Origin of the sequence: Paenibacillus violae (assembly GCF_032461945.1) — a bacterium.
Classification (GTDB): Bacteria; Bacillota; Bacilli; order Paenibacillales; family NBRC-103111; genus Paenibacillus_E; species Paenibacillus_E violae.
Genome location: NZ_JAWCUD010000023.1, coordinates 1 through 21,981, shown reverse-complemented (window position 1 = coordinate 21,981; position 21,981 = coordinate 1). Strand labels below are relative to the sequence as shown.

Sequence of the window (21,981 nt, the reverse complement as noted above, 5' to 3'; positions counted from 1 at the left end):
TTTGTTTTATACATGAAGGTTAGCAAAGGGGAGATGGAGAATTTGTTTGATGAGGTGTTAGACATTTGGCACATGCGTGACAGGAGGAGAAAACATGGATCAGCAAGCGGTAGAGCGAATTAAGGCGCACGAGGAACGAGTGGAGCAAGCGAATGCATTTTTGAAGCAAAAGGTGGATGAGCTTGAGGAAGACAGTTACAGACTCAGCTATCATTTGATGCCTCCTGCAGGCTGGATGAACGATCCGAATGGCCTTATCTTTTATAAAGATGAGTACCATGCGTTTTATCAGCATTATCCGTATGAAGCCAAATGGGGACCCATGCACTGGGGACACGCCAAAAGTAAAGATTTAGTGAACTGGGAACATCTCCCGGTCGCGTTAGCGCCTTCGGAAGTTTACGACACAGGAGAAAATAGCGGCCATGGCTGCTGGTCAGGCAGCGCAGTGGACGATAACGGTCATCTCACGTTAATTTATACAGGGCATGTTGACGGACGCACCCCCGTGGAGGTGCAGTGTCTCGCCACTAGCACGGACGGATTGAACTTCCGTAAAGAGGCTGGCAACCCGGTCATTGCGGGGGCTCCGGAGGAAGGCGGTCTCGGTTTCCGGGACCCGAAGGTGTGGCGGCATGCAGGGGCATGGTACATGGTGGTCGGATTTGGGAAAGACGGCTTGGGTAAAGTGCAATTGTATACGTCAGAGAATTTACGGGAATGGCGTCACCTTGGAGTGGCTGCGGAGAGCGACGGAACGATGGGGGATATGTGGGAGTGTCCGGATCTCTTCCCGTTAGGGAGTGGGGACGATTATGTGCTGGTCATTTCCCCGATGAATATGGGAACGACGAAGACGATGTACCTAACCGGCAAATTAAACTATGAGACCGGTCAATTCAGCTATGGCTATAAGGAGCGGCTGGATTACGGGTTTGACTTCTACGCCCCGCAGACGTTCATGGACGGGCAGGGCCGGCGCATCCTCCAAGGCTGGATAAACATTTGGGGGGCCAAGATGCCTGAGCAGGAGCGGGGCTGGATGGGCGCATTTACCTTGCCGCGCGAGTTGAAGCTTAACGCGGATGGTACGCTGCGGATGGAACCCGTGGCGGAATTGCAGGCTTTACGCGGGGCTCATCAACGCGTGAATGGTCTGTCAATAGGCGCGGATACGGAAGTGACGCTGGCGGGTGTGCATGGCGATACGCTTGAGCTAATCGCCGTTTTTGATGTGGCCAAAGCCGGAGGCGCAGCAGAATTCGGCTTGCTGCTTCGCTGCTCCGAGGACGGTACCGAGTACACGAAGGTGGTCTATTCAGCCGCTGAGCGCAAGCTCAGCGTGGATCGCACGCGCTCCGGCGCAGGCGAAGCGGGTGTGAGCGAAGCTCCGTTAACGCCGATGGCGGACGGACGCGTGAGGCTGCATCTGTTCCTCGACCGCTCGTCGGTCGAGCTCTTCGCAAATGACGGAGTGAAAACCGTCACGAACCGGATTTACCCTGCGGCGGCTAGCCTGGGTATCAAGCTGTTTGCCGAGAAGGGCGAAGCTCATCTCGAGAGCTTGGACGCTTGGGTGTTGGGGTAGGATTAGATTGGTTTGAGCTCCTCGCTCCTCACTTCCTGGCACATGGGGCAGGAACGCGGATTTACACGGATTCTGCGCAAATAGCGGACACAAGCTCCCTTAACACAAAAACCAGCAAACCCATGTAAAGGGCTGCTGGTTTTTGTGCATTCTAATTCCGTACACGCATCGCCTGATAAGCATTCCGGGTTACGCACTGTGTAAGCCAATTCAGATCCAATCCTTGCTGAGCCGCATAAGGGAGGAAATCAGTCAGCAGGTGGTGATAAGGCCGAAGATTGCCGCCTTTCTCCTCGCCAACCGTGTACCAACCTGTGTCTTGTGAAAGTAGAATTTGCTCGCTGCTTATACCATGATTCCGGAGCTGCTGCAGTAATTCCACATGCTTGTCATAGGTGCCTGGCAGAATGGAATCAATCGAAATCCACATGCCCTCATCCGCCAGTCGTTGATGGACTGTCAAATCCTTGCCGGTTTGGGCATGCACCCAGATGAAGCGCTCCAGGCCGAAGCCTGCTTCTCTCATGATTTCGCCCGCGTGTAGGGCGGTATCCCCGCCGATGGTATGACATTGAATCGGCAATCCGGTTTCAAAGGAGGTGCGAATAGCGGCCCGCAATATTTTTTGCTGCGTCTCATTGATCGACGTTCCGTCGTTTAGAGCGATTTTGATATAGCCAGGGTAGACACCGCTATCTCCAATGCCGTTTTGCGCCTCGCGAATCCATAGATCGGATAGCTCACGCTCCGTGGTTTGATAAACGAAAGACGGCAAATAAGGTGCCTTATAAAAGCCGGTGTTCGTCACGAGATGCAGACCGGACTGGGCAGACAGGTCTTTTAAAACATAGGGGTCACGCCCCAAATACTCCGGCGCACAATCTACGAATGTTGAGCAGCCAGCCTCCTTCAACTGCAGCAGGAGCGGCAAGATGGAGGCAACGACTTCATCGCGGTCGTAATCGTTCGGAGTTAACTTGCCATCTTCGACAAATCCAACTAGGACATGCTCGTGGACGAGAATCGTTCCGGCTTCTTTTTCGTTGATAAGCCCTGTTACGGTCTGCAGCATAGTATCGATATCCCCCTTGATCCTTGATTTTACTCTCCTATAGTCTATAGTGGACCGGTTGGAGTAGGCAACACCCTGTTATTCTTTTACAATAGAATCATCAGGAAAATATTGAAGAACGGAGAATCCGCATGTCCGCCGATTCGATTTTAAATCATGAGCTGCAGCCGTACATTCGCTATGCGGACCTGTTGCATTTTCAACAATGGAAAACGCCGCCCAGAATTATTACCGACTACATGCTGCTTTACGTACAGGAAGGGTCCTTTCGCCTTCAAGCAGAAGGGGCGCTCTATGAGGTGAATCAGGGGCAGTTCATCTTCGTGCAGCCGGGCATTGTGCATCAGATGGAATCCGAAGCGCCGGTTTGGCTGATGTCTTTGCACATGGATCTGTTCCCCTCTCAAGTCGATGCTCGTCCGGAAATGATTGTGCCGATCGATCATGGTTTTAACCCAGATTCAGTTCCTCTGCAGCCAAGCCTGAAAACATTTGCGGATATCTCCATCCCTTATCTATTGAAGCTTTCGAGGCACGAATGGATGTTGGACACTCTGCAGCAAGCAATAGCGCATTGGGGCCGCAAAAATGCAATCGACCTTCTTCAAGCACAAGTCCACGCCACAGAGATTGTGCTGGAATTGTTAAAAGAATACACAACCCGCGATACCTCCGAGCATAGCCGCTCTACCTCGCTTAGTTGGGTGCCGGCCTATATGCAGTACCGGTTGTCGGAACCGCTGACTGTGGAGGAAATGGCACATAAGGCGCTCATGTCCCGCTCTTATTTCTCCTTGCATTTTCGCTCGCAATTCGGAGTGTCCCCTCATCAATTTCTGCTCAAGCTGCGTCTTGATTACGCGACCGACCTGCTCCGTGGAACGGATTTTCCGCTTCAAGATATAGCGGACAGCTGCGGATTTTCGAGCGTTCACCATTTTTCCAAGATGTATAAGCTTCGCTTCGGATACCCGCCAAGTCAAATCAGACGCCATCCATAAAAAAGACGTTTTGATACATTTACTATGCATTTTGACAAAGCCAGGCGGTCCAAAGCTCCCTATAATGAAGCCATAGAACTAGAAACTTTTTGAAGCATGGGCCAAAATAGAAGGGAGCGAAGGCGGAAAATGAGTGACAAACGAACGTATGATTTTCAAAGACAGATAGAGACTTATGATCGCGCTGATATCGTCGTTATCGGAGGAGGACCTGCGGGAACGGCGGCTGCGATTTCGGCGGCAAGAAGAGGCAAGAAAGTCATTTTGCTCGAAAAATCAGGGCAGCTTGGCGGTATGGGCACCTTGGGGAATGTGAGCATTTTTATGCCGATTGGGAACGTGACGGGCATTTACCGTGAGATGATTGCCGATGTGCTGGCCGAATATTTGCCGGAGCATCATGATACGTCCATTGCCCCGCAATATTCGCCTTTTGAGCTAAGGCATTATTTAAATGAGAAAATGAAAAAAGAAGGCGTAGAGGTCATCTACCATACCGAATTCGTTGGGGCGGTCAAGGACGGAACTCGCTTAGAAGCTGTAATTGCGTCTACACGCGAAGGATTGAAGGCTTTTGAGGCTAAGCAATTCATAGACTGCACCGGGGATGCCAGAGTCGCACTCGATGCCGGGGTGCCTCATACGTCGGGAAGAGACGGGGATGGGCTGACCCAGCCGATGACGCTTATGTTTATGATGCAGAACACAGGCAAGACCGTAACTCCGATCCTGCCGGAAGGCTGCTATTATTATGAAAAAGTGTCCGATCTGCCACAGGGACGCCATCTGTATTGGGAGCGCAACAAGGACGGCCAGCTCCTGGTGAACATGACGCGGGTCAAAGGCAACGGCGCGAACATCAAAGACATCAACTACGCGGAAACCGAGGCGCTGAGACAGGTATTTTCCATCGTGCATTATTTGCAGCGGAATGGTTTTGAGACCTATGCGCTTTCGCACGTGGCCAATCAGGTTGGCGTGAGGGAAACGAACCAGATTCAGGGGTTGTACACACTGACGGAGCAGGATGTGGTGGAGGGCCGCCGATTCCAAGACGTGGTCGCCCAGACGAACTACGAGATCGACATTCACAGCCCCGATGGCAAAAAGACCACCGACGAACGCAAAGTCAGCGGCTACGATATTCCATATCGCTGCATGGTGCCCGAAGACGTGGACAATTTGCTCGTCGCCGGCCGTTCCATATCCGCAACGCATGTCGCGATGTCATCCATGCGTGTGCAGCCTACTTGCTACGCGTTGGGGCAGGCAGCGGGAATTGCTGCTTCCATCGCTTTGGACGAAACCTGCGTCATTCGCGATGTATCCATCGATGCGCTGCATGAGGGACTACGTGAGATGAACGTTGTATTTCATAAGCTTGCATCGTATTCGTAGACGAACATAAAAACCCTGACGGACTAAACTCCGTCGGGGTTTTCTACGATAAATCCGCCAAGGCTTCAGTTAGAGGAACTGAGATCCCTTATTTGGTGAGAATCGAGCGATTTCCCCACTTAGCGGAACTACAGGGCGTTATTCGCCTCCCATGACACATTTTTCAGCTGAAATGGTCAAAATAGGGGAACGTAGTTCCCCTGACAAGCCGGAAACGTGCCTTTTCATAGAAATAGCGGCCTGTAGTTCCCCTAAACCCACTTCACTTTTCCGCTCGCCTTTCTAGCAAACTAGATATTCTCCCGGTTCAGCACATAAACTTTCACGTTTTTCTTCACGCCGAATTCCTGCGCCTGACTCAAATCGTTCATGAACACATCAATTCTCGAACCGCGAATCGCCGAGCCGATATCTTCGGCTTTGCGAATGCCGATTCCCTCAATGAATACAGTGGAACCTAGTGGAATGACGGCTGGATCGACGGCGATCGTCCGCCCCTCCTTGGCTTTTAACCCGCTGAAGGTGATGCCGTACATGGGATGGGAGGCCTTTTTACCGGTCGATTCGAAACCCGCTGTATAGGCTGTCAATGTGGTGTTGATTACTTTTTTAATGATTTTTGGCTGTGTTTGCGTGGCAGGCGCTGTTCCACTTGAAGGAACATTCAGGGTTTGTCCAATGGTCAGGCCGCGCGGATCACTAATTCCGTTGGCTGCCATCAGGTCGTTCACATCCACTTCAAAGTCACGAGCGATTTTGAACAAGGTATCTCCCCGGTTAACCTGATACTGCGTTGTTGGCAGCGCGGTAGCGGCGGTAGTGGTAGTGGTTTCAGGTTCGACTGCATTTGATACAAAACTGTAAGATGGCGGGAGTTCCATATTTTCATCGCTGCCTGGGTAGGAATAGGCTTTACCAGTAAGCCATAAACTTACTAACAAAGGAATTGTCAGAGTCGTAAACAAGATTCTTAGAAACATCATAGCTCCTCCTCAAAAAAGTTAATAGAGTTATAGCTACTAGACTCGTCAAATTTATATTTTTCTATACGTATTCTATGAAAAATTACTAGATTAAAGCCCGCAAAAGGTCCTTTTACGGGCTTTTTTGCTGTTTACAGACAGATTGGCAAACGTTCGTCCTTGCGTGAATACACTATAGCAACAACCTAAAGGAATGATGTTCATGCGCCCAGGATACGGAATGTTTCAACAACAGTCGGCGAAAATGCGGCTCACGCCGCAGCTGCGCAAAGCGATATCGATTCTGCAGCTCTCGACACCGGAATTGCTGGAGGTTGTTCAGCAGGAGATGAATGAGAATCCGGTATTGGAGTTCGCCTCCGCTAACGAGCGGACGGTCGATGCTCCCGCTCGCCCTACCCGTACGAGGGATGGCGACGCTCCCTACGATCCGCTGCACCATGCCGCGTCGAATGAGGTGTCTCTGGAAAGGCATTTGAAGGAGCAGTTATTCTTCATGAAAAAAGTGCCGCAAGCCGTGCGCCGCATTGTCATTTTTATGATTGGAAATGTGGATAGCAATGGCTATCTGACCTCTTCGATCAGTGAAATTTCGGATGTTTTGAAAGTGGAACGTGAGCTGGTGGAGCAAGCTCTTACGATTCTGCAAAGTTTTGAGCCTGCCGGTGTAGGGGCGAGAAATTTGCGCGAATGCCTGCTTTTGCAGGTACAATCCTTGGCGGAAAGCTTTCCGCTCGTCGCCATACTCATTCGCAATCATTTGAAGGATGTTGCCGATTATCACATTCACAAACTATCGCAGCATCTGCAAGCTTCGCCGCAAGAAATTCATGCAGCTGTAGCCGTGATTAAGGGGCTAAATCCCAGGCCAGGGGCTGCCTTTCATACGGAAGCCATTCACTATATCATACCGGAGGTGATCATTGAAAAGTCAGGCGGCAGGCTTGCCGTGTTCACTCATCAGGCAGCGCTGCCCCGTCTATCGATGAATGGCTATTATGAGCGACTTGTGAAGGAGGGAAAAGATGCGAACGAAGCCGCTCGCTTTCTAACCGGCAAGTTACAATCGGCGATGTTTTTCTTAAGGTGCCTGGAGCAGCGCCGAAAGACGATTTATCGTGTGGCTCAGGCCATCGCCGAGGAACAAAGCGAGTTTTTTTGGAAGGGGACGGCCTATATCAAGCCGATGACCTTGAAACACATTGCCGATAAGCTCGGCATGCATGAATCGACAGTCAGCCGCGCCACAGCCGGCAAATATGCTCAAACGCCTTGGGGCATCTTCGAGCTCAAGCACTTTTTTCCATCAGGCTTGCTCAAAGACTGTGGAGAAGCAGCATCCTCCGAGCGTGTCAAAGCCAGATTAAAGGAGTGGATTCGTGGCGAAAACCCTGCTAAGCCATACTCGGATCAGAAGTTGACAGTGCTGCTGAAGCAGGAAGGCATCCAGATCTCACGCCGCACAGTGACGAAATATCGGGAGGAGCTCGGCATTTCTTCTTCCTTGAGAAGGAAACGCATATAGTTAACCTAAAGGGTTATGGCTTGATTAAGGTTTTGGCCCATAAATTCATATCCTCATATTTATCGTAGATATCGCAGTTTTTCGTCAGCCTGCCGTAATACCCATAGCCCATTTGATGGAAAACGGCATTCATGCCAAAGGAAAGAGCTCTGGACAGCGAGTAGGCACAGTTAATTTGGCGAGCGATCAATTCATCCTCCAAAGCATGCATCAATAATCGCATGAGCCCTTTGTTGCGGAAGGCAGGCAGTGTGGCGCAATCAGTCATTTCCGCATTGGCATATCGCGCATTAATTTCAGCGGAAGCGGCGCTAATGAGCTCATCTTGCGATTCGACGAGATAATAAATCGTCCCCTCCTGCATCGTTTTTGCAACATAAAGCGGATCGTTCATGGGTGTTGGGTAGGTTTGGAAAATCTGGCTGTACAAATGAGACAGCTGCTCTGCATCCTTGAGCAAGGCTAAACGCAGGGTAAAAGGTTCCGGTATGACGGGCATTACGGGTTTACGAGAAAGCGCTAGCACTTGATGCAAAATGCAATCCTCCTCCATCCAATAATCGCTGCTCCGCCGCCCCAGATCGTAATAAAACGCCATACAGTAAGCGTCCATGCCATGAAAATATCCTTTGTAAATGCCCTCTAGCATGCAGCCTTTTCCTAAAAAGATCTGCCAATCCTGCTCTCGCGATTTGATAAAAACCTTGGTCAGCGCATGGCTTTTGGCTGCGTCGGCTATTCGATCGTAGATGGCATCGACATTGCCTTGATAGTCGTCTACCCGCAGTCTTTTGTTCATGAAATCGAGGTAAAAGCTTACCGTATAATCACTGCCGCTTTCAACTTCCAAACGGGATGTTGGCCGATCATTTGGCATTTGATTAGGCATCTGGCAGTCCCCTCCTTCTTCTTACCATGGTTATATGCTTCGATCCATTAGATTAGCCTTGCAATAGTTGGGGGTGTCGGTCCAAAGTTGGCATGCATTTTGCTTCGTTATTAGGCAGTAGCAGTCGTAACGCAAACCATATCTCATGAAGGAGGCTGAGCGCTTATGCAGTGCATGTGGTGTGAAACGGAAGATGTCCGTGAAGGGGTAAAAGATTGCTACTGGATCATGCCGGACGGGAGGATGGCTGTACAGATTTTGAACGTACCCGCGATCGAGTGCGCGAACTGCCGAACGTATGTGCTGGAAGGCACTGCCCAGCAGATCGAAGAGTTGCTGTATTGGCATGATGTTTCTGCGCTCGGAAGCTCCTTTCACTATGAAGATCTGATGAAAGCTCCTCGGGTCAAAAATATGTTCTTGAAATAAAATCAACAACGATAGTGATGGCTGATTAGCGGGGGTGCCTTATGGGGCGGGAGCATTTAATCAAGCCGGTACTGGATCATCCTTATCCCACGATTCAATATGGCAAAGGGGTGTTCCTCTACGACGAGCAGGGCAAAGCGTATCTGGATGCCTCATCAGGGGCCGTGACGGCCGGCATCGGGCACGGCGTGCAAGACATTATCGATGCCATGATGGAGCAGGCGAGTAAGGTATCTTTTGTGTACCGTTCACAGTTCACAAGTGAACCGGCAGAGAAACTGGCGAAGAAGCTGAGCGATTTGGCGCCAGGGGGCGACTATTGGGCCTTCTTCGTGAACAGCGGCTCTGAAGCGACGGAAACGGCGATGAAGATTGCCATTCAGCATTGGCAAGAGAAGGGCCGCTTGGGGAAGAACAAAGTGATCTCACGCAGGATGAGCTATCATGGCATCACCATGGGCGCGCTTTCGATGTCCGGCCATGTACTTAGACGAAGGCGGTTTATACCGCTGTTAGAGGATTTCCCAGTCGTTGCTCCCGCCTATTGCTATCGGTGTCCGTTCAAAATGAACGCAGCTTCCTGCAAGCTGGCGTGCGCAGACGACTTGGAAACAGCGATTAAACGAATCGGCGCCGAGCATATCGCTGCCTTCATTGCAGAGCCTGTAGTCGGGGCTGCCGGAGGAGCGATTGTGCCGCCTGCGGGTTATTTTAAGAAAATCAAAGAGATTTGTGAGCGCTATGAGATCTTATTTATCGCCGATGAAGTGATGACCGGCATTGCTCGTACGGGTGAAATGTTTGGCATGCAGCATGAAGGCGTAGAGCCCGATCTGATCGCACTGGGGAAAGGCTTGAGCGCCGGTTACACACCGATGGCTGCAACGCTGGTTAAAGATCACGTGATGGCGCCTATTTTGCAAGGCTCCAAGAGCATAATGGCCGGCCATACGTACAGTGCCAACCCACAGTCGGCCGCCATCTCGCTAGCAGTGCTGGACTACGCCCTGAAGCATCAACTAGCTCAGTCAGCTCGAAGCATGGGTGCATATCTGCTAGCTAAACTGCGTCAAATCGCGGATGGCATCGAAATCATTGGCGATGTCAGGGGGAGAGGGCTTCTTCTGGCCCTGGAGTTCGTCCAAGATCGAGACTATAAGACGATGTTCCCACCTGTGGAGGGCATCACTTCCCGAATCATAGATAAAGCCTTTCAAAAAGGCCTGCTCGTTTACCCCGCAGCTGGCGCTGTGGATGGGGCTGGGGACGCCATTATTGTGGCGCCGCCTCTGGTCATTACGGAAGCGGAAGTTGATCAGCTCGTACAGCTTTTGGAGGAAGCGATTCGGGAAGTTGCGGATGAGTTGACCAGGGAGTCGGAGGGAGGTGGCAAAGATGGAGAGATCTGAGCTGAGCAAAGTGAAGAGCTTGGAAGAGGCACTTCATGCGATTAATGACGGCTGCACGCTTATGTACGGCGGGTTTGGCGGTATCGGTACACCACCAACGCTGATCGATGGCATTTTAAGCAAAGGGGTCAAAGACTTAACGATTATCGGCAACGATACCGGTTTTCCTCATATCGGAATTGGCCGTTTAGTAACCGCCGGACGGGTGAAAAAGGTGATTGCTTCCCATATCGGCTCCAATCCTAACGCTGGTCAAATGATGGAAGACGGCACCATGGAGGTCGTTTTTTACCCGCAAGGTACGCTGGCGGAGAAAATCCGAGCAGGCGGAGTCGGCCTCGGAGGCATTCTGGTGGACGTTGGTGTCGGGACGATGATGGGAGAAGGCAGGGAGACGGTATCAATTGCGGAGCGTACGTATTTGGTGGAACCGGCTTTGACAGCCGATGTGGCCATTGTTCATGCTTTGAAGGCGGACCCTTACGGCAATCTTGTTTATGATAAAAGCGGCAGAAATTATAATCCGCTCGTGGCGATGGCAGGGACATTTACCATTGCCGAGGTGGATGAAATTGTGCCTCTTGGCGCGCTGGACCCTGAAAGCATTGTTACGCCGGGCATTTTTGTCGATATGGTCATCCTCAGCAAAGGAGTGAACTGGCAATGGGTATGGGAAAAGAAAACCGTGACCGAATAGCGAAACGGGCCGCTCAGGAATTAAAGAACGGCATGGCCGTCAATTTAGGCATTGGCATCCCAACCCAGGTTGCGGACTACGTGCCGGAGGGTGTGCAGATCGTTTTTCATGCGGAAAACGGCATCTTGTATGCAGGCGGAGCCCCGAACCCCGGAGAGGAAGATGCGTTTCTCTGCAACGCGGGCGGGTATCCGGTCACGATTGTCGACGGAGCCTCCTATTGCGACAGCTCCATCGCTTTTGCCATGATTCGCAGGGGCTGCATTGATATTACGATCCTTGGGGCGCTGGAGGTTAGCGAACGCGGCGATTTGGCTAATTGGATCGTGCCTGGGAAGCGGGTGGCCGGCATCGGCGGGGCAATGGAGCTTGCGCAGAAAGCGAAAAAAGTCATCGTGCTCATGAACCATGTCAATCGGCAGGGAGAGTCCAAAGTGAAGAAGCAGTGCGAATTGCCGCTGACGGCCAGGGCTTGCGTGAAACTGATTATTACGGAGATGGCCGTGATGGAAGTGGTGGAACATGGCTTGCTTTTGAAGGAGATTATGTCTCCATATACTGTTGATGACGTCGTTCGCCATACCGAAGCGGCTTTAATCATTCCTGAGCATATTACCTATATTCCATAATGGAAAGCGAACCAGAAGGAGGGAATTCCATTGCCGAATCCGAAGGCTGAACTGCTGGAGCGCATTCATGAGTGGATCACGCTTCATCGTGACGCAGGGACCGCACTGCTGCAGCAAATGGTCCGAATTGCAAGCACACAAGGCAACGAGAAGGAAGTTCAACTGCTCGTTGCCGATCAGCTGCGGGGCATGAGAATGGATGTGGATATGTGGGAGCCGGACGGAGAGGAGCTTGCGGATCATCCGTATTTTTGTTCGCCACGGAGCCATTTTGCAGGCAGTCCTAATGTTGTGGGCGTTATGAAGGGAACAGGAGGCGGACGTTCCATCCTGCTGAACGGCCATGTAGACGTTGTGCCGGAAGGCCAGCGGAATCAGTGGGCACACGACCCTTACAGCGGCGAAGTGGTTGACGGCAAGCTGTATGGACGTGGATCAACGGATATGAAAGGCGGCAATACAGCGCTTTTGATAGCCCTCGGTGCTATTCAGGGTGTGGGGCTGAAGCTGAAAGGTGACGTTATTTTCCAAAGCGTTGTGGAAGAAGAAAGCGGCGGGGCCGGAACACTGGCGGCTATTCTAAGGGGTTACCGGGCCGACGCAGCTCTGATTCCGGAACCTACGAATTTCCGCATTTTCCCCAAACAGCAAGGCTCGATGTGGTTCCGCATTGAAGTCAAAGGGCGGTCGGCGCATGGCGGAACAAGGTATGAAGGCGTGAGTGCTATTGAGAAAAGCGTCAAAGTCATTCAGCATATCCTGGAGCTTGAGAAGGAGAGGAATGCCCGGATCACTAATCCGCTGTATGCGAACAACCCGATTCCGATTCCTATTAATCTTGGCGTTATTCAAGGCGGGAATTGGCCTTCGTCTGTTCCAGATACCGTAAAACTGGAGGGTCGCATGGGGGTTGCCCCTGAGGAGATGCTGCAAGATGCCAAGGAGGAAATGTTGAATTGGTTGGAGCAGCTGAAGGAAGCTGATCCATGGTTTGCCGAGTATCCGCCAGAACTGGAGTGGTATGGGGCGCAATGGGTGCCGGGCAGCGTTGATCCCGAACACCCTTTGATGGAAGTGCTTATGCAGCAGTTTCGCGCGGTTAAGCAGGAAGAGCCTGTCATCGAAGCATCGCCATGGGGCACGGATGGTGGCTTGCTCACGCAGCTGGGCGATACGCCTTGCATTGTTTTCGGCCCCGGAATTACGGAAGTGGCGCATTATCCGAACGAGCACATTGTGCTGGAGGATGTGTTCAAGGCTGCTGAGATTATCGCGCTAACCTTGATTGACTGGTGCGGTTTTGACAGAATGGAGGCATAGGGGATGGATGTGAAGGAGAGAAGGACGACGTACATTGACATGAAGACCTCTCTGCCGGGTCCGGAAGCTCAGAAGCTGCTGGAGCGGCGCATGGCGAGCATTCCACGGGGGCCGTTCAATACCGTACCTACCTTTGCGGCAAAAGGGGAAGGAGCCTTGCTCACGGATGTCGACGGGAATACTTTTATCGACTTGGCTGGAGCAATCGGCTCTTTAAATGTCGGCCACTGCCCGCCTAAAGTGGTGGAAGCTCTGAAGGCGCAGCTGGACAATTATTTGCATCCATGCTTTCATGTGATGATGTATGAGCCGTATGTCGCTCTTGCTGAGAAATTAAACGAATTGACGCCAGGTGATCATGCGAAAAAAACGTTTTTTTTGAACAGCGGAGCAGAGGCTGTCGAGAATGCGGTAAAAATCGCACGCAAGTTTACGGGGCGTAAAGCTATTATTTCCTTTGAGCGAGGCTTCCACGGGAGAACTTACATGGCGATGTCGCTCACGAGTAAAGTGAAGCCTTATAAAAATGGCTTCGGTCCTTTTGCGCCCGACACCTATAAAATGCCATATCCCTACTACTACCGTGCCCCTAACGGCATGTCTGCGGATGAGCTCGATGCTTACATCTTGCAGAAGTTTGATGATTTTTTCTTGTCTGAGGTTCCGGGCGAGGACGTCGCTGCCGTGATTCTGGAGCCGGTTCAAGGCGAAGGGGGATTTGTCATCCCTTCCACGCGTTTCATTCAAGGCGTCAAAGCCATATGCGAGAAATATGGGATTTTGCTTATCGCTGATGAAGTGCAGACAGGTTTTGGGCGTACGGGTAAAATGTTTGCGATGGAGCACCACGGTGTTGTACCGGATCTCATGACGATGTCCAAATCGATTGCAGCCGGCCTCCCGATTAGCGCCGTGACCGGCAGAGCGGAGATCATGGATGCTCCGGGGATCGGGGAAATCGGGGGCACGTATGGCGGCAGTCCGCTTGGTTGTGCTGCAGCCCTGCAGGTTATTGCGATGCTGGAGGAGGAGCGGCTCTCCGAACGGGCTGCCACGATCGGCGCAGTCGTCACGGAGCGTTTTGGGCGTATACAGCAGGAACTCAGCTTCATCGGGGATGTGCGTACATTGGGTGCCATGAGTGCTATTGAGATCGTGAAAAATCCTGTGAGCCGAGCGCCGGATAAGGAGTTGACGGCCCGGATTTTGCAGGAAGCGCATCAGCATGGGGTAATCATTATGAGTGCAGGTATTTACGGAAATGTGATTCGTATCCTAAGCCCGCTAGTGATCACAGACGAACAGCTCGCTGAGAGCCTTGATGTGCTGGAGGCGGCGTTCAGGGCCTGCGGCGGTTAGAAAAGGGGAAACAGCATGAAAAAGCATTTATTCATTGAGGGCCGGTGGGTAGAAGCCGGCGAATATCGGCCCTTATTCTCGCCATACAGCGGTGAACAAATTGCCGAGATTGCCTACTCAGGAGCGGCCGAGGTGCAGCACGCACTGGAGGCGGCTGAACGGGCCAGACCTTTGATGGCGCAAATGCCTGCACATGAACGCGCCGCAATATTAGAGCGGCTGGCTGCCTTGATTCGGGATAATGCGGATGAGTGCGCTCGCATTATCGCGCTTGAAGCAGCGAAGCCGCTGAAGACGGCAAAGCTTGAAGTGGAGCGGACCATCGCAACGTACAAGTTCGCAGCTGAAGAGGCGAAGCGGATTCACGGCGAAACGATTCCGATGGACGCAGCGCCTGGCGGGGAGGATCGCGTGGCGTATACGATCCGCCAGCCATTGGGGGTTGTTGCGGCGATAACACCGTTTAACTTTCCGATGAATTTGGTTGCGCATAAGGTGGGTCCTGCGCTGGCTGCGGGCAACACCATCGTTTTGAAGCCGGCGGGACAAACGCCGCTGTCTGCGTTGTTTTTGGCGGAGCTCTTGCAGCAGGCGGGGCTTCCTGCAGGGGCGCTGAACGTTGTAACCGGCAGCGGGAGCGCCATCGGCGACATCCTGGTGACGGATGCAAGAGTGAAGGCGGTTACCTTCACGGGAAGCCCGGAAGTCGGGATTGCCATACGGAGTAAGGCAGGCCTGAAGAAAGTGATTTTGGAATTAGGCTCCAATTCTGCGCTCATTGTGGATCAAGGGACGGATGTGGACAGCATGATCGCGCGGGCTGTTACGGGGGCTTTCTCCTATGCAGGCCAGGTGTGCATTTCCATTCAACGGATTTACGTGCATGAAGGGCTGTTTGACGAGTTTGTCGGGAAGTTCGTCAAGCAGACAGAGATGCTTCGATTGGGGGACCCGCTAGATCCCCAGACGGATGTTTCAGCTGTCATCGCTCCGCGTGACGTTTTGCGGGCGTTGGAGTGGATTGCAGATGCCGAGCGCTCCGGCGCTGTTGTCGCAACCGGCAACAAGAAGGAAGGGAATGTCGTGCATCCGACAGTCCTGCTTCATGTTGCTGCGTCGAGCAGCATCTCCTGCCGGGAGGCGTTTGCTCCCGTTGTGATGATCAATAAGATTGCCTCCGTCGAGGAGGGAATCGGGCTGGTCAACGACTCCCGGTACGGCCTGCAAGCGGGCATCTACACGCAAAATATCCGTACAGCGTTCGCCGCTGCCGAAACGTTGGAGGTGGGGGGCGTCATGATTAATGACATTCCCACCTTCCGTGTGGACCACATGCCATACGGCGGCGTCAAGGAGAGCGGCACAGGACGCGAAGGCGTGAAATATGCCGTGGAGGAGCTGACGGAGCTTAAGCTGGTGTGCTTTAAAAAGTAAGCGTGGGCTGCTTCGCCGGCCTGTCCGTTGCCATAAATGTTGAAGGGGAGCCCGAGGGCATCCCCTTCATTGTTTATTCTAGCGCTATGCAGGAACTCTTGCGCATGCAGGGGAACTCCAGGGCGCTATTCGAGCGCGATCCGCCGAATTGGCTCCTGAGAGGAACTACAGGTCCTTATTTGGCCTCAAATGCCTGCATTTGAGCCGAAAACGGGGAAATAGCGTCCCGTAGTTCCCTCCGGCGCGTCGTAGAGCCTCTTTCCTGCAGATAGCGTCCTGTAGTTCCCTTTCGCTCTCGCTCCACGCACTTTGCCCTCCGCTCCTCACGCACGCGCTCCACGCACTTTGCCCTCCGCTCCTCACGCCCTCGCTCGCCTCACGCTCAGCTCTCCGCCTTCGCCCTTGCCCTCCGCTCCTCACGCCCTCGCTCGCCTCACGCTCAGCTCTCCGCATCAGGCTCCTTACCCTCGCCAGGCCCATCCGAGGAATGGCTGCCATCCGAAGCGCCAACTTTACTCTCTTTCTGCTGCGCCTTCATCAGCTTATCCTTCATTTCATCCCGCTTAGTACGGCGGTCCTTTAATGAGGCGTGCTCAGGCGCCTCCGAGTAGGCTTTTCTTCTGCCAATCCGGCGCAAGTTTTCTGGCACCAAGTTGAATTTTTCATCTTTCATCAGCGCGATAATGCCCGTGCTTTCAGGCTGCTTCTCCACACCGTAGATTTCGTTAAAATATTCATCCGCCCGGCCCGGTACATAATTTTTGGGCTCTGGGTACCCAACGATGACGCCTTCGTAGTTGCGCAAAATAACCTTATCTTGGCTCTGCGAGATCAAATAGTTCGGCTGGAGCGCGATTTTTCCTCCGCCACCGGGAGCGTCAACAACAAAGGTAGGGACAGCATACCCAGACGTATGTCCGCGCAGCGCTTCAATAATTTCGAGGCCCTTGGACACCGGAGCCCGGAAATGGCCGATGCCTTCGGACAAATCACATTGATAAATGTAATAAGGGCGCACACGCATTTTGACAAGATCATGCATGAGCTTTTTCATAATGTAAGTGCTGTCGTTGATGCCCGCTAGAATCACGGACTGATTGCCCAGAGGAACACCCGCATCGGCGAGCATGGCGCATGATTTTTTTGCTTCCTCCGTCATTTCCAAAGGGTGATTGAAATGCGTGTTGAGCCAGACGGGATGATATTTTTTGATGATGGTACACAAATGCTCCGTAATCCGCTGCGGAAAAACAACCGGTGCCCTCGTACCGATCCGGATGATTTCAACATGGGGAATCGCCCGCAAATTTTTCAGGATATATTCCAAAATATTATCATTAATCAGCAGCCCATCCCCGCCGGACAGCAAAACGTCGCGCACCTCAGGCGTATTTCGAATATACGCAATGGCGTCATCCAATTGTTTTTTGGGAACACCCATGCCCACTTGACCGGAGAAACGGCGGCGCGTGCAGTAACGGCAGTACATGGAGCACTGATTGGTAACCAGAAAAAGTACCCGATCCGGGTAACGATGTGTCAAACCTGGCGTAGGAGAGTCCTCATCCTCGTGCAGAGGGTCCTCCAGATCATATTTTGTTTTCAGCAATTCGGCGGAAACAGGGACAGATTGCATACGAATCGGGCATCTTGGATCATCAGGATTCATCAAGGATGCATAGTAGGGGGTAATATTCAAAGGGATCGTCTGCGTCGAGATGCGAACGCCCTCTTCTTCCTCAGGGGTTAGATTCACCACTTTTTTCAAATCATCCAAGGAACGAATGGTATGTGTCAGCTGCCAAAGCCAATCATTCCACTGCTCATCCGTGACGTTTTTCCATAGCGCAACTTGCTTCCAGTGACGTCGTTCCATATTGGCACCTCCAGTAATGATGTTTGCTCAGTAATAGAAGATGCAAAAAGCATGCCAACATTTCCTCCTGACGCTGGAAAACGCAAAAAAGACTCCTAACGGAGTCTGACAGACTAAGGTTTTCTCACGATGCCGTAGCGATTAAGTTTATACTGCAGGGCTTGGCGTTTGATGCCGAGGGCTTGAGCGGTAAGGGTTATATTGTATTGATGGCGGGTGAGCGCGTTCACAATCGCTTCTTTTTCCAACTGTTTCACTTTATCGGTTAAGCCGGTTGAAATTGCCTCTTCATGATGCTTGTCATACCGCAGTGGGTGGATCCCCAAGATCGAAGCGGGGAGGTGAGCCTCTTCAATGATTTCGCATTCCAGCTCCATCATATTGTAGGTCGATTCGATCGCATGGCTCAGTTCGCGAATATTTCCCGGCCAGTGATAGTCGAGCAAACGCTGCATGGCTGCTGGCGCTATCCCCGTAATTTTCATGCCAAACAAATCATTAAACGTATCGATAAAATGGTTCGTCAAAATCGGAATATCCTCTTTGCGCCCAGCGAGCGGAGGAAGCGTCAGATTCACCACATTCAGCCTGTAAAAAAGATCGCTGCGCAAAAGCCCCTTATCAAGTGCCTCTTTTGGATCAATATTCATAGCGGTAATGATGCGGACATCCACCTGCTGCTCCTGTGTGCCCCCGACCCGGCGAACAAGCCCATCCTGCAGCACGCGCAGCAGTTTGGCCTGTAGAATTAAATCCAAGCTGTTCAGTTCATCCAGAAAAAGCGTTCCGCCATTCGCCTGCTCAAATAAGCCGGCACGGTCAATGGCCCCGGTAAAGGCGCCTCTTGCCGTTCCAAACATGATGCCTTCCATGAGCTCGTTGGGGACAGCTGCACAATTTTGCGCGATAAAAAGGCGGCTTCTACGGGCCCCGGCATTATGGATGCTCTGGGCTACTAATTCTTTGCCCGTGCCGGTAGGGCCGCATATTAGAACCGGCGAGCTTGTACGCGATGCTTTTTTGGCAAAAGAAATCGTTCGAAGGAAATCTTCGTTAGTGCCGATTAAATCGCTGAAATGGTAGCGGGCGGAGCTTGTGTGCTTCTTATCTTTGGAGGGGGACTCGTAAATTTGATGCCGAAGGTCCAGAATTTGATCGTGGAGATGAACGATGCTTGTGATATCTTTGGCCACTTCCAAAGCGCCGATGATGTCTCCATTTTCCAGAAGCGGGTACGTGCTGTTGATTGTGGTGATTCTTTTGCCAGTGACGCTGACGTACGTTTGGATTTTCTCGCGAATTTCTGTGCCGGTTTGCAAAACCTTCATGAAGGTGCTCGTTTCATTGGTTAGAGAAGGGAACAACTCAAAAAAATTTTTCCCGACAACCTGCTCACGCTTCAGCCCATCCGTTTCCGCCATTTTATCATTATAAAAAATCGTGATTCCCCCACGGTCAATGAGATGAACACCGACATCAATGATATTCAGCATTTTTTCAAAATAAGCTGCGCCATGCTCGTTATGCCCGGACATGAAGTATCCCCCCTCGCGTAAGGATGGTTCCGTGATTCACTTAACATCTTATGATGGCGAGAGCGGAATAAGACCTGCAAATACAAAAAGCCGAAGGGACATGGCCCTTAACGGCTTCGGCTGTTAGGTATGAGTTCGATTAATGAGACAAGGCGGTTCCGATTAATTTCAGATACATCATGTCGCCTGTTTTTGCCCACATCAGAAAATGGTAGCGATTGAGCAGGACGTTCTTTTTCATGTCAGTTTTCATGTACAGCACCTCCTTTTTGTTAGTAGAAGAATTGATAGAGTAATAGATACTAGATTTGACCAAATCATAGAATTATATACATCGGAGATTGATAGCTTGAAAAAAAGCGGCAGAAATGCAAAGATGCCTTATATAGGATGAGGGTAGAAGGGAATGTGATCGTAATGTCAGAAGAACGATTAGCCGTATTAGAAGTACATATTGATCAGGCTGGTTATGACGAGGTTCCGGATATTATCAAAAACATTCATTTTGAGGTGCGGCAAGGTGAACTTGTAGGTCTGTTAGGTCCCAATGGAGCCGGCAAAAGCACGACGATGAAGAGCATCCTGGGTTTGCTGAAGGATTTTAAAGGGAAAATTTCTTTTATGGGTGAGCAAAAAAGCTACGCCTATATTCCTGAGCATCCTATTTTGTACGATGAGTTGACGTTGTGGGAGCATATGGAATTTGCTGCTTCCGTTTATGAACTGGATCGAACCGTATTCCTGGAGCGCGCGGATGATCTCTTGCACAGGTTTCGGCTGTTGGACGAGAAGCATCAATTACCGGGCAAATTCTCCAAAGGGATGCAGCAGAAAATCATGCTGATTCTGGGCTTTTTGAATAAACCGGACGTGTACATTGTGGATGAGCCATTCATTGGACTTGATCCGAAGGCGATCAAAGATTTCATTGGGATGTTAGATGAGGAGCGTAAGCGGGGCGCCGGCATTTTGATGAGTACCCATGTGCTGGACACAGCAGAACGGATATGCAGTTCGTTTGTGCTTCTGTCAGGTGGCAGACTGGTGGCTAACGGAACCTTGAAGGACATCCAACAACAATGCGGCATGCCGGACGCGCCATTATTCGATTGTTTCCATTCCTTACTCTAGAAAGGAGGGACCGTATTTTGAAAAACAGTTTTCAGCTTTTTGCTAGGCGCGTTCGATCGGATTGGTTTTTTCAGTATAAAGCGATGCGAATGGCTGTAGATTGGGTTATTGCGATCTATTTTGTCATTCCGCTGATCATTGTGGCTGGTTATCAATACTACTCTTGGTGGGTGGCTCAACCTTCTTGGTTTAGCTGGATATCCTTGTTTATGATTGGAACGGCCTTCTATGTGTTCACTTGGCTCGGGACCATTCGATACTTTGTTGAGGAAGGCGATCAGCTATTCCTACGGCAGAACCGGCGGTGGTTTCAGCATCTCATGCGACTCGGACATAGATATTCCCTTATGCTGCAGGGGATTACAACGCTTCTTTTGATGCTTGTGTTTCTTCCTTTGCTCGTTCAGGCGTATGGCTTTCGTGCACCTCAGCTGATTGCCCTGTGGTTGATTACTTATCTGCTAAAAATTAATTTAGGCTTACTTCGTCAATTGGTAGCCCTTCGTATGCAGGGAATCCTTCATTGGATGCTGCGGATCGTTGCTTTTGCAGGGCTGTTCTTTGTGTATCAAAAGCTGGTTACGGCGGTCAGTCAGGACGCACTTTATATTTGGGCGGTTCATCTGCTGTTACTCGTATTGGCTGTATACTTGAGCAAAGTACGTTTGCAAGAGAAAGGGGCTTTCTTCGCAGATATCGCCAGAGAGCGCGACTCGCGGATGCGGATTGTTTCTTTAATGTTAATTCGTGTTACGGAGAGAAAAAGAAAACCGAAGCGAAAGCGTCCCCTATTATTCAAAAATTCGCAACGTTTGTTTAAAGGGAAAGGCGCTGGTAACGGCATCGCTGATTTGTTAGTAAAATCGTTCTTTAGAAATGGCACGCAGTGGAAGCAAACGATACAGTTTGCCGCTCTGATTAGTGCGGCTATGTTTATCATGCCGGGACCACTAAAAATTACGATCTGGATTGTTGCCGCGTGCGCGTTGGTATTTTGGAGGAAATCCTTTTGTAAGGACGAGCTCAGGACACCCTTTTTAACGCTATTTCCTATCCAGGATACAGAGAAGCATCAAGCTCTCCAATTATCGACACCTATTCTTGTGCTGCCTGCGCTAATCCTGATTAGCCTATGTATGGGGATCTCCTTCTTCACTTGGTGGGGACCTGTCCTGATGGTTGGAGCTGCATTTCCTTTGGCTTATGGGACTTCTTCCGTATTTACAAGCTGGTATTGAATGGCGAGCGTTTCACTGAAATAAGCTATAGTTGAAAAGAACAACGTTGCAGACATACAGCGTTGTTCTTTTTTTGTGTGCATGAAAGTCTAATTAGAGGTTGTAATCCTTCTGGAACCATGGTATATTGCTAATCTGTCGTTCAAAGACAGGTTAAATAGCTCTCAGAAAAGTGTCGAAAAAGAATTAAAAAAAAAGCTTGCAAATCAAATTTCGACATGGTATATTACTTTTCGCTGCTTCGGTAACACGGCAGTGAGCGAAAGACATTGATCTTTGAAAACTGAACAACGAGTGAGTAAGCACAGTCGAGTAATCGACTATAAATGAGATGAATAATCTCGTTAGCAAGTCAATGAGTACAATCAGCTTTTCTATTATGGAGAGTTTGATCCTGGCTCAGGACGAACGCTGGCGGCGTGCCTAATACATGCAAGTCGAGCGGAGCACTTCGGTGCTTAGCGGCGG

At 51.0% G+C, this 21,981-nt stretch carries 18 protein-coding genes and 1 rRNA gene; 14 read left to right on the top strand and 5 right to left on the bottom strand.

Annotation, left to right across the window (positions count from 1 at the left end):
- Positions 1–94: 94 nt before the first annotated feature.
- A complete protein-coding gene (locus RQP52_RS35255) occupies positions 95–1,588 on the top strand; it encodes a glycoside hydrolase family 32 protein (RefSeq protein ID WP_315956120.1) in 1,494 nt (497 codons plus the stop codon).
- 151 nt (positions 1,589–1,739) lie between these two features.
- On the opposite strand, the gene RQP52_RS35250 is transcribed toward RQP52_RS35255, so the two are convergent.
- Complete coding sequence (locus RQP52_RS35250) at positions 1,740–2,660, bottom strand: phosphotriesterase family protein (RefSeq protein WP_315956119.1); 921 nt, start codon at positions 2,658–2,660, stop codon at positions 1,740–1,742.
- 131 nt (positions 2,661–2,791) lie between these two features.
- Between RQP52_RS35250 and RQP52_RS35245 the strand changes: the two genes are divergently transcribed.
- Both RQP52_RS35245 and RQP52_RS35240 read left to right on the top strand, forming a co-directional pair.
- Complete coding sequence (locus RQP52_RS35245) at positions 2,792–3,661, top strand: AraC family transcriptional regulator (protein ID WP_315956118.1); 870 nt, start codon at positions 2,792–2,794, stop codon at positions 3,659–3,661.
- Positions 3,662–3,790: 129 nt separating this feature from the next.
- Positions 3,791–5,059, top strand: coding sequence for an FAD-dependent oxidoreductase (locus tag RQP52_RS35240; RefSeq protein ID WP_315956117.1), 1,269 nt, complete (start codon positions 3,791–3,793; stop codon positions 5,057–5,059).
- 290 nt (positions 5,060–5,349) lie between these two features.
- On the opposite strand, the gene RQP52_RS35235 is transcribed toward RQP52_RS35240, so the two are convergent.
- Positions 5,350–6,039 carry a 3D domain-containing protein gene (locus RQP52_RS35235; RefSeq protein ID WP_315956116.1) on the bottom strand — a complete coding sequence of 230 codons (690 nt, stop codon included), beginning with the start codon at positions 6,037–6,039 and terminating at the stop codon, positions 5,350–5,352.
- A gap of 223 nt (positions 6,040–6,262) precedes the next feature.
- On the opposite strand from RQP52_RS35235, the gene rpoN reads away from it, so the two are divergent.
- Entirely contained in the window at positions 6,263–7,567 is a 1,305-nt protein-coding gene (rpoN, locus tag RQP52_RS35230; RefSeq protein WP_315956115.1) for an RNA polymerase factor sigma-54, read from the top strand.
- A 13-nt stretch (positions 7,568–7,580) separates the two neighbouring features.
- On the opposite strand, the gene ablB is transcribed toward rpoN, so the two are convergent.
- Complete coding sequence (gene ablB / locus RQP52_RS35225) at positions 7,581–8,456, bottom strand: putative beta-lysine N-acetyltransferase (RefSeq protein ID WP_315956114.1); 876 nt, start codon at positions 8,454–8,456, stop codon at positions 7,581–7,583.
- A gap of 165 nt (positions 8,457–8,621) precedes the next feature.
- On the opposite strand from ablB, the gene RQP52_RS35220 reads away from it, so the two are divergent.
- The 7 genes from RQP52_RS35220 to RQP52_RS35190 are packed head-to-tail and all read left to right on the top strand — an operon-like array spanning position 8,622 to position 15,733.
- Entirely contained in the window at positions 8,622–8,885 is a 264-nt protein-coding gene (locus RQP52_RS35220) for a YokU family protein (RefSeq protein ID WP_315956113.1), read from the top strand.
- 41 nt (positions 8,886–8,926) lie between these two features.
- Positions 8,927–10,294: an aspartate aminotransferase family protein gene (locus RQP52_RS35215; RefSeq protein ID WP_315956112.1), complete on the top strand. Its 1,368-nt coding sequence runs from the start codon at positions 8,927–8,929 to the stop codon at positions 10,292–10,294.
- Complete coding sequence (locus RQP52_RS35210; protein ID WP_315956111.1) at positions 10,281–10,991, top strand: CoA transferase subunit A; 711 nt, start codon at positions 10,281–10,283, stop codon at positions 10,989–10,991. Before RQP52_RS35215 ends, RQP52_RS35210 begins: the two co-directional genes overlap by 14 nt.
- Positions 10,958–11,620 carry a 3-oxoacid CoA-transferase subunit B gene (locus tag RQP52_RS35205; protein WP_315956110.1) on the top strand — a complete coding sequence of 221 codons (663 nt, stop codon included), beginning with the start codon at positions 10,958–10,960 and terminating at the stop codon, positions 11,618–11,620. The genes RQP52_RS35210 and RQP52_RS35205 overlap by 34 nt, the downstream gene beginning before the upstream one ends.
- Before the next feature lie 30 nt (positions 11,621–11,650).
- Positions 11,651–12,940 (top strand): peptidase, encoded by a 1,290-nt coding sequence (locus tag RQP52_RS35200; RefSeq protein ID WP_315956109.1) that lies wholly within the window; start codon positions 11,651–11,653, stop codon positions 12,938–12,940.
- A 3-nt stretch (positions 12,941–12,943) separates the two neighbouring features.
- On the top strand, positions 12,944–14,299 hold the full coding sequence (gene gabT / locus RQP52_RS35195; protein ID WP_315956108.1) for a 4-aminobutyrate--2-oxoglutarate transaminase: 1,356 nt from the start codon (positions 12,944–12,946) through the stop codon (positions 14,297–14,299).
- Between the two features lie 15 nt (positions 14,300–14,314).
- Positions 14,315–15,733, top strand: coding sequence for an aldehyde dehydrogenase family protein (locus tag RQP52_RS35190; protein WP_315956107.1), 1,419 nt, complete (start codon positions 14,315–14,317; stop codon positions 15,731–15,733).
- A gap of 439 nt (positions 15,734–16,172) precedes the next feature.
- Here the strand turns inward: RQP52_RS35190 and kamA are convergent, their stop codons facing one another.
- Entirely contained in the window at positions 16,173–17,609 is a 1,437-nt protein-coding gene (gene kamA, locus RQP52_RS35185; RefSeq protein WP_315956106.1) for a lysine 2,3-aminomutase, read from the bottom strand.
- 113 nt (positions 17,610–17,722) lie between these two features.
- The gene (locus RQP52_RS35180; RefSeq protein ID WP_315956105.1) at positions 17,723–19,144 is read right to left on the bottom strand and encodes a sigma-54 interaction domain-containing protein; all 1,422 of its coding nucleotides are present in this window, start codon (positions 19,142–19,144) and stop codon (positions 17,723–17,725) included.
- Positions 19,145–19,534: 390 nt separating this feature from the next.
- Between RQP52_RS35180 and RQP52_RS35175 the strand changes: the two genes are divergently transcribed.
- From RQP52_RS35175 to RQP52_RS35165, 3 genes are all read left to right on the top strand, one after another.
- On the top strand, positions 19,535–20,275 hold the full coding sequence (locus tag RQP52_RS35175) for an ABC transporter ATP-binding protein (RefSeq protein ID WP_315956104.1): 741 nt from the start codon (positions 19,535–19,537) through the stop codon (positions 20,273–20,275).
- Between the two features lie 17 nt (positions 20,276–20,292).
- Entirely contained in the window at positions 20,293–21,513 is a 1,221-nt protein-coding gene (locus tag RQP52_RS35170; protein ID WP_315956103.1) for an ABC transporter permease, read from the top strand.
- 376 nt (positions 21,514–21,889) lie between these two features.
- A 16S ribosomal RNA gene (locus RQP52_RS35165) occupies positions 21,890–21,981 on the top strand; the annotation flags it as partial.

Excerpts from the sequence above, each read along its gene's own strand:
- RQP52_RS35255 (WP_315956120.1), top strand. The coding sequence starts at position 95 with ATGGATCAGCAAGCGGTAGAGCGAATTAAGGCGCACGAGGAACGAGTG.
- RQP52_RS35250 (WP_315956119.1), bottom strand. The coding sequence starts at position 2,660 with ATGCTGCAGACCGTAACAGGGCTTATCAACGAAAAAGAAGCCGGAACG.
- RQP52_RS35245 (WP_315956118.1), top strand. The coding sequence starts at position 2,792 with ATGTCCGCCGATTCGATTTTAAATCATGAGCTGCAGCCGTACATTCGC.
- RQP52_RS35240 (WP_315956117.1), top strand. The coding sequence starts at position 3,791 with ATGAGTGACAAACGAACGTATGATTTTCAAAGACAGATAGAGACTTAT.
- RQP52_RS35235 (WP_315956116.1), bottom strand. The coding sequence starts at position 6,039 with ATGTTTCTAAGAATCTTGTTTACGACTCTGACAATTCCTTTGTTAGTA.
- rpoN (WP_315956115.1), top strand. The coding sequence starts at position 6,263 with ATGTTTCAACAACAGTCGGCGAAAATGCGGCTCACGCCGCAGCTGCGC.
- ablB (WP_315956114.1), bottom strand. The coding sequence starts at position 8,456 with ATGCCTAATCAAATGCCAAATGATCGGCCAACATCCCGTTTGGAAGTT.
- RQP52_RS35220 (WP_315956113.1), top strand. The coding sequence starts at position 8,622 with ATGCAGTGCATGTGGTGTGAAACGGAAGATGTCCGTGAAGGGGTAAAA.
- RQP52_RS35215 (WP_315956112.1), top strand. The coding sequence starts at position 8,927 with ATGGGGCGGGAGCATTTAATCAAGCCGGTACTGGATCATCCTTATCCC.
- RQP52_RS35210 (WP_315956111.1), top strand. The coding sequence starts at position 10,281 with ATGGAGAGATCTGAGCTGAGCAAAGTGAAGAGCTTGGAAGAGGCACTT.
- RQP52_RS35205 (WP_315956110.1), top strand. The coding sequence starts at position 10,958 with ATGGGTATGGGAAAAGAAAACCGTGACCGAATAGCGAAACGGGCCGCT.
- gabT (WP_315956108.1), top strand. The coding sequence starts at position 12,944 with ATGGATGTGAAGGAGAGAAGGACGACGTACATTGACATGAAGACCTCT.
- RQP52_RS35190 (WP_315956107.1), top strand. The coding sequence starts at position 14,315 with ATGAAAAAGCATTTATTCATTGAGGGCCGGTGGGTAGAAGCCGGCGAA.
- kamA (WP_315956106.1), bottom strand. The coding sequence starts at position 17,609 with ATGGAACGACGTCACTGGAAGCAAGTTGCGCTATGGAAAAACGTCACG.
- RQP52_RS35180 (WP_315956105.1), bottom strand. The coding sequence starts at position 19,144 with ATGTCCGGGCATAACGAGCATGGCGCAGCTTATTTTGAAAAAATGCTG.
- RQP52_RS35175 (WP_315956104.1), top strand. The coding sequence starts at position 19,535 with ATGAGGGTAGAAGGGAATGTGATCGTAATGTCAGAAGAACGATTAGCC.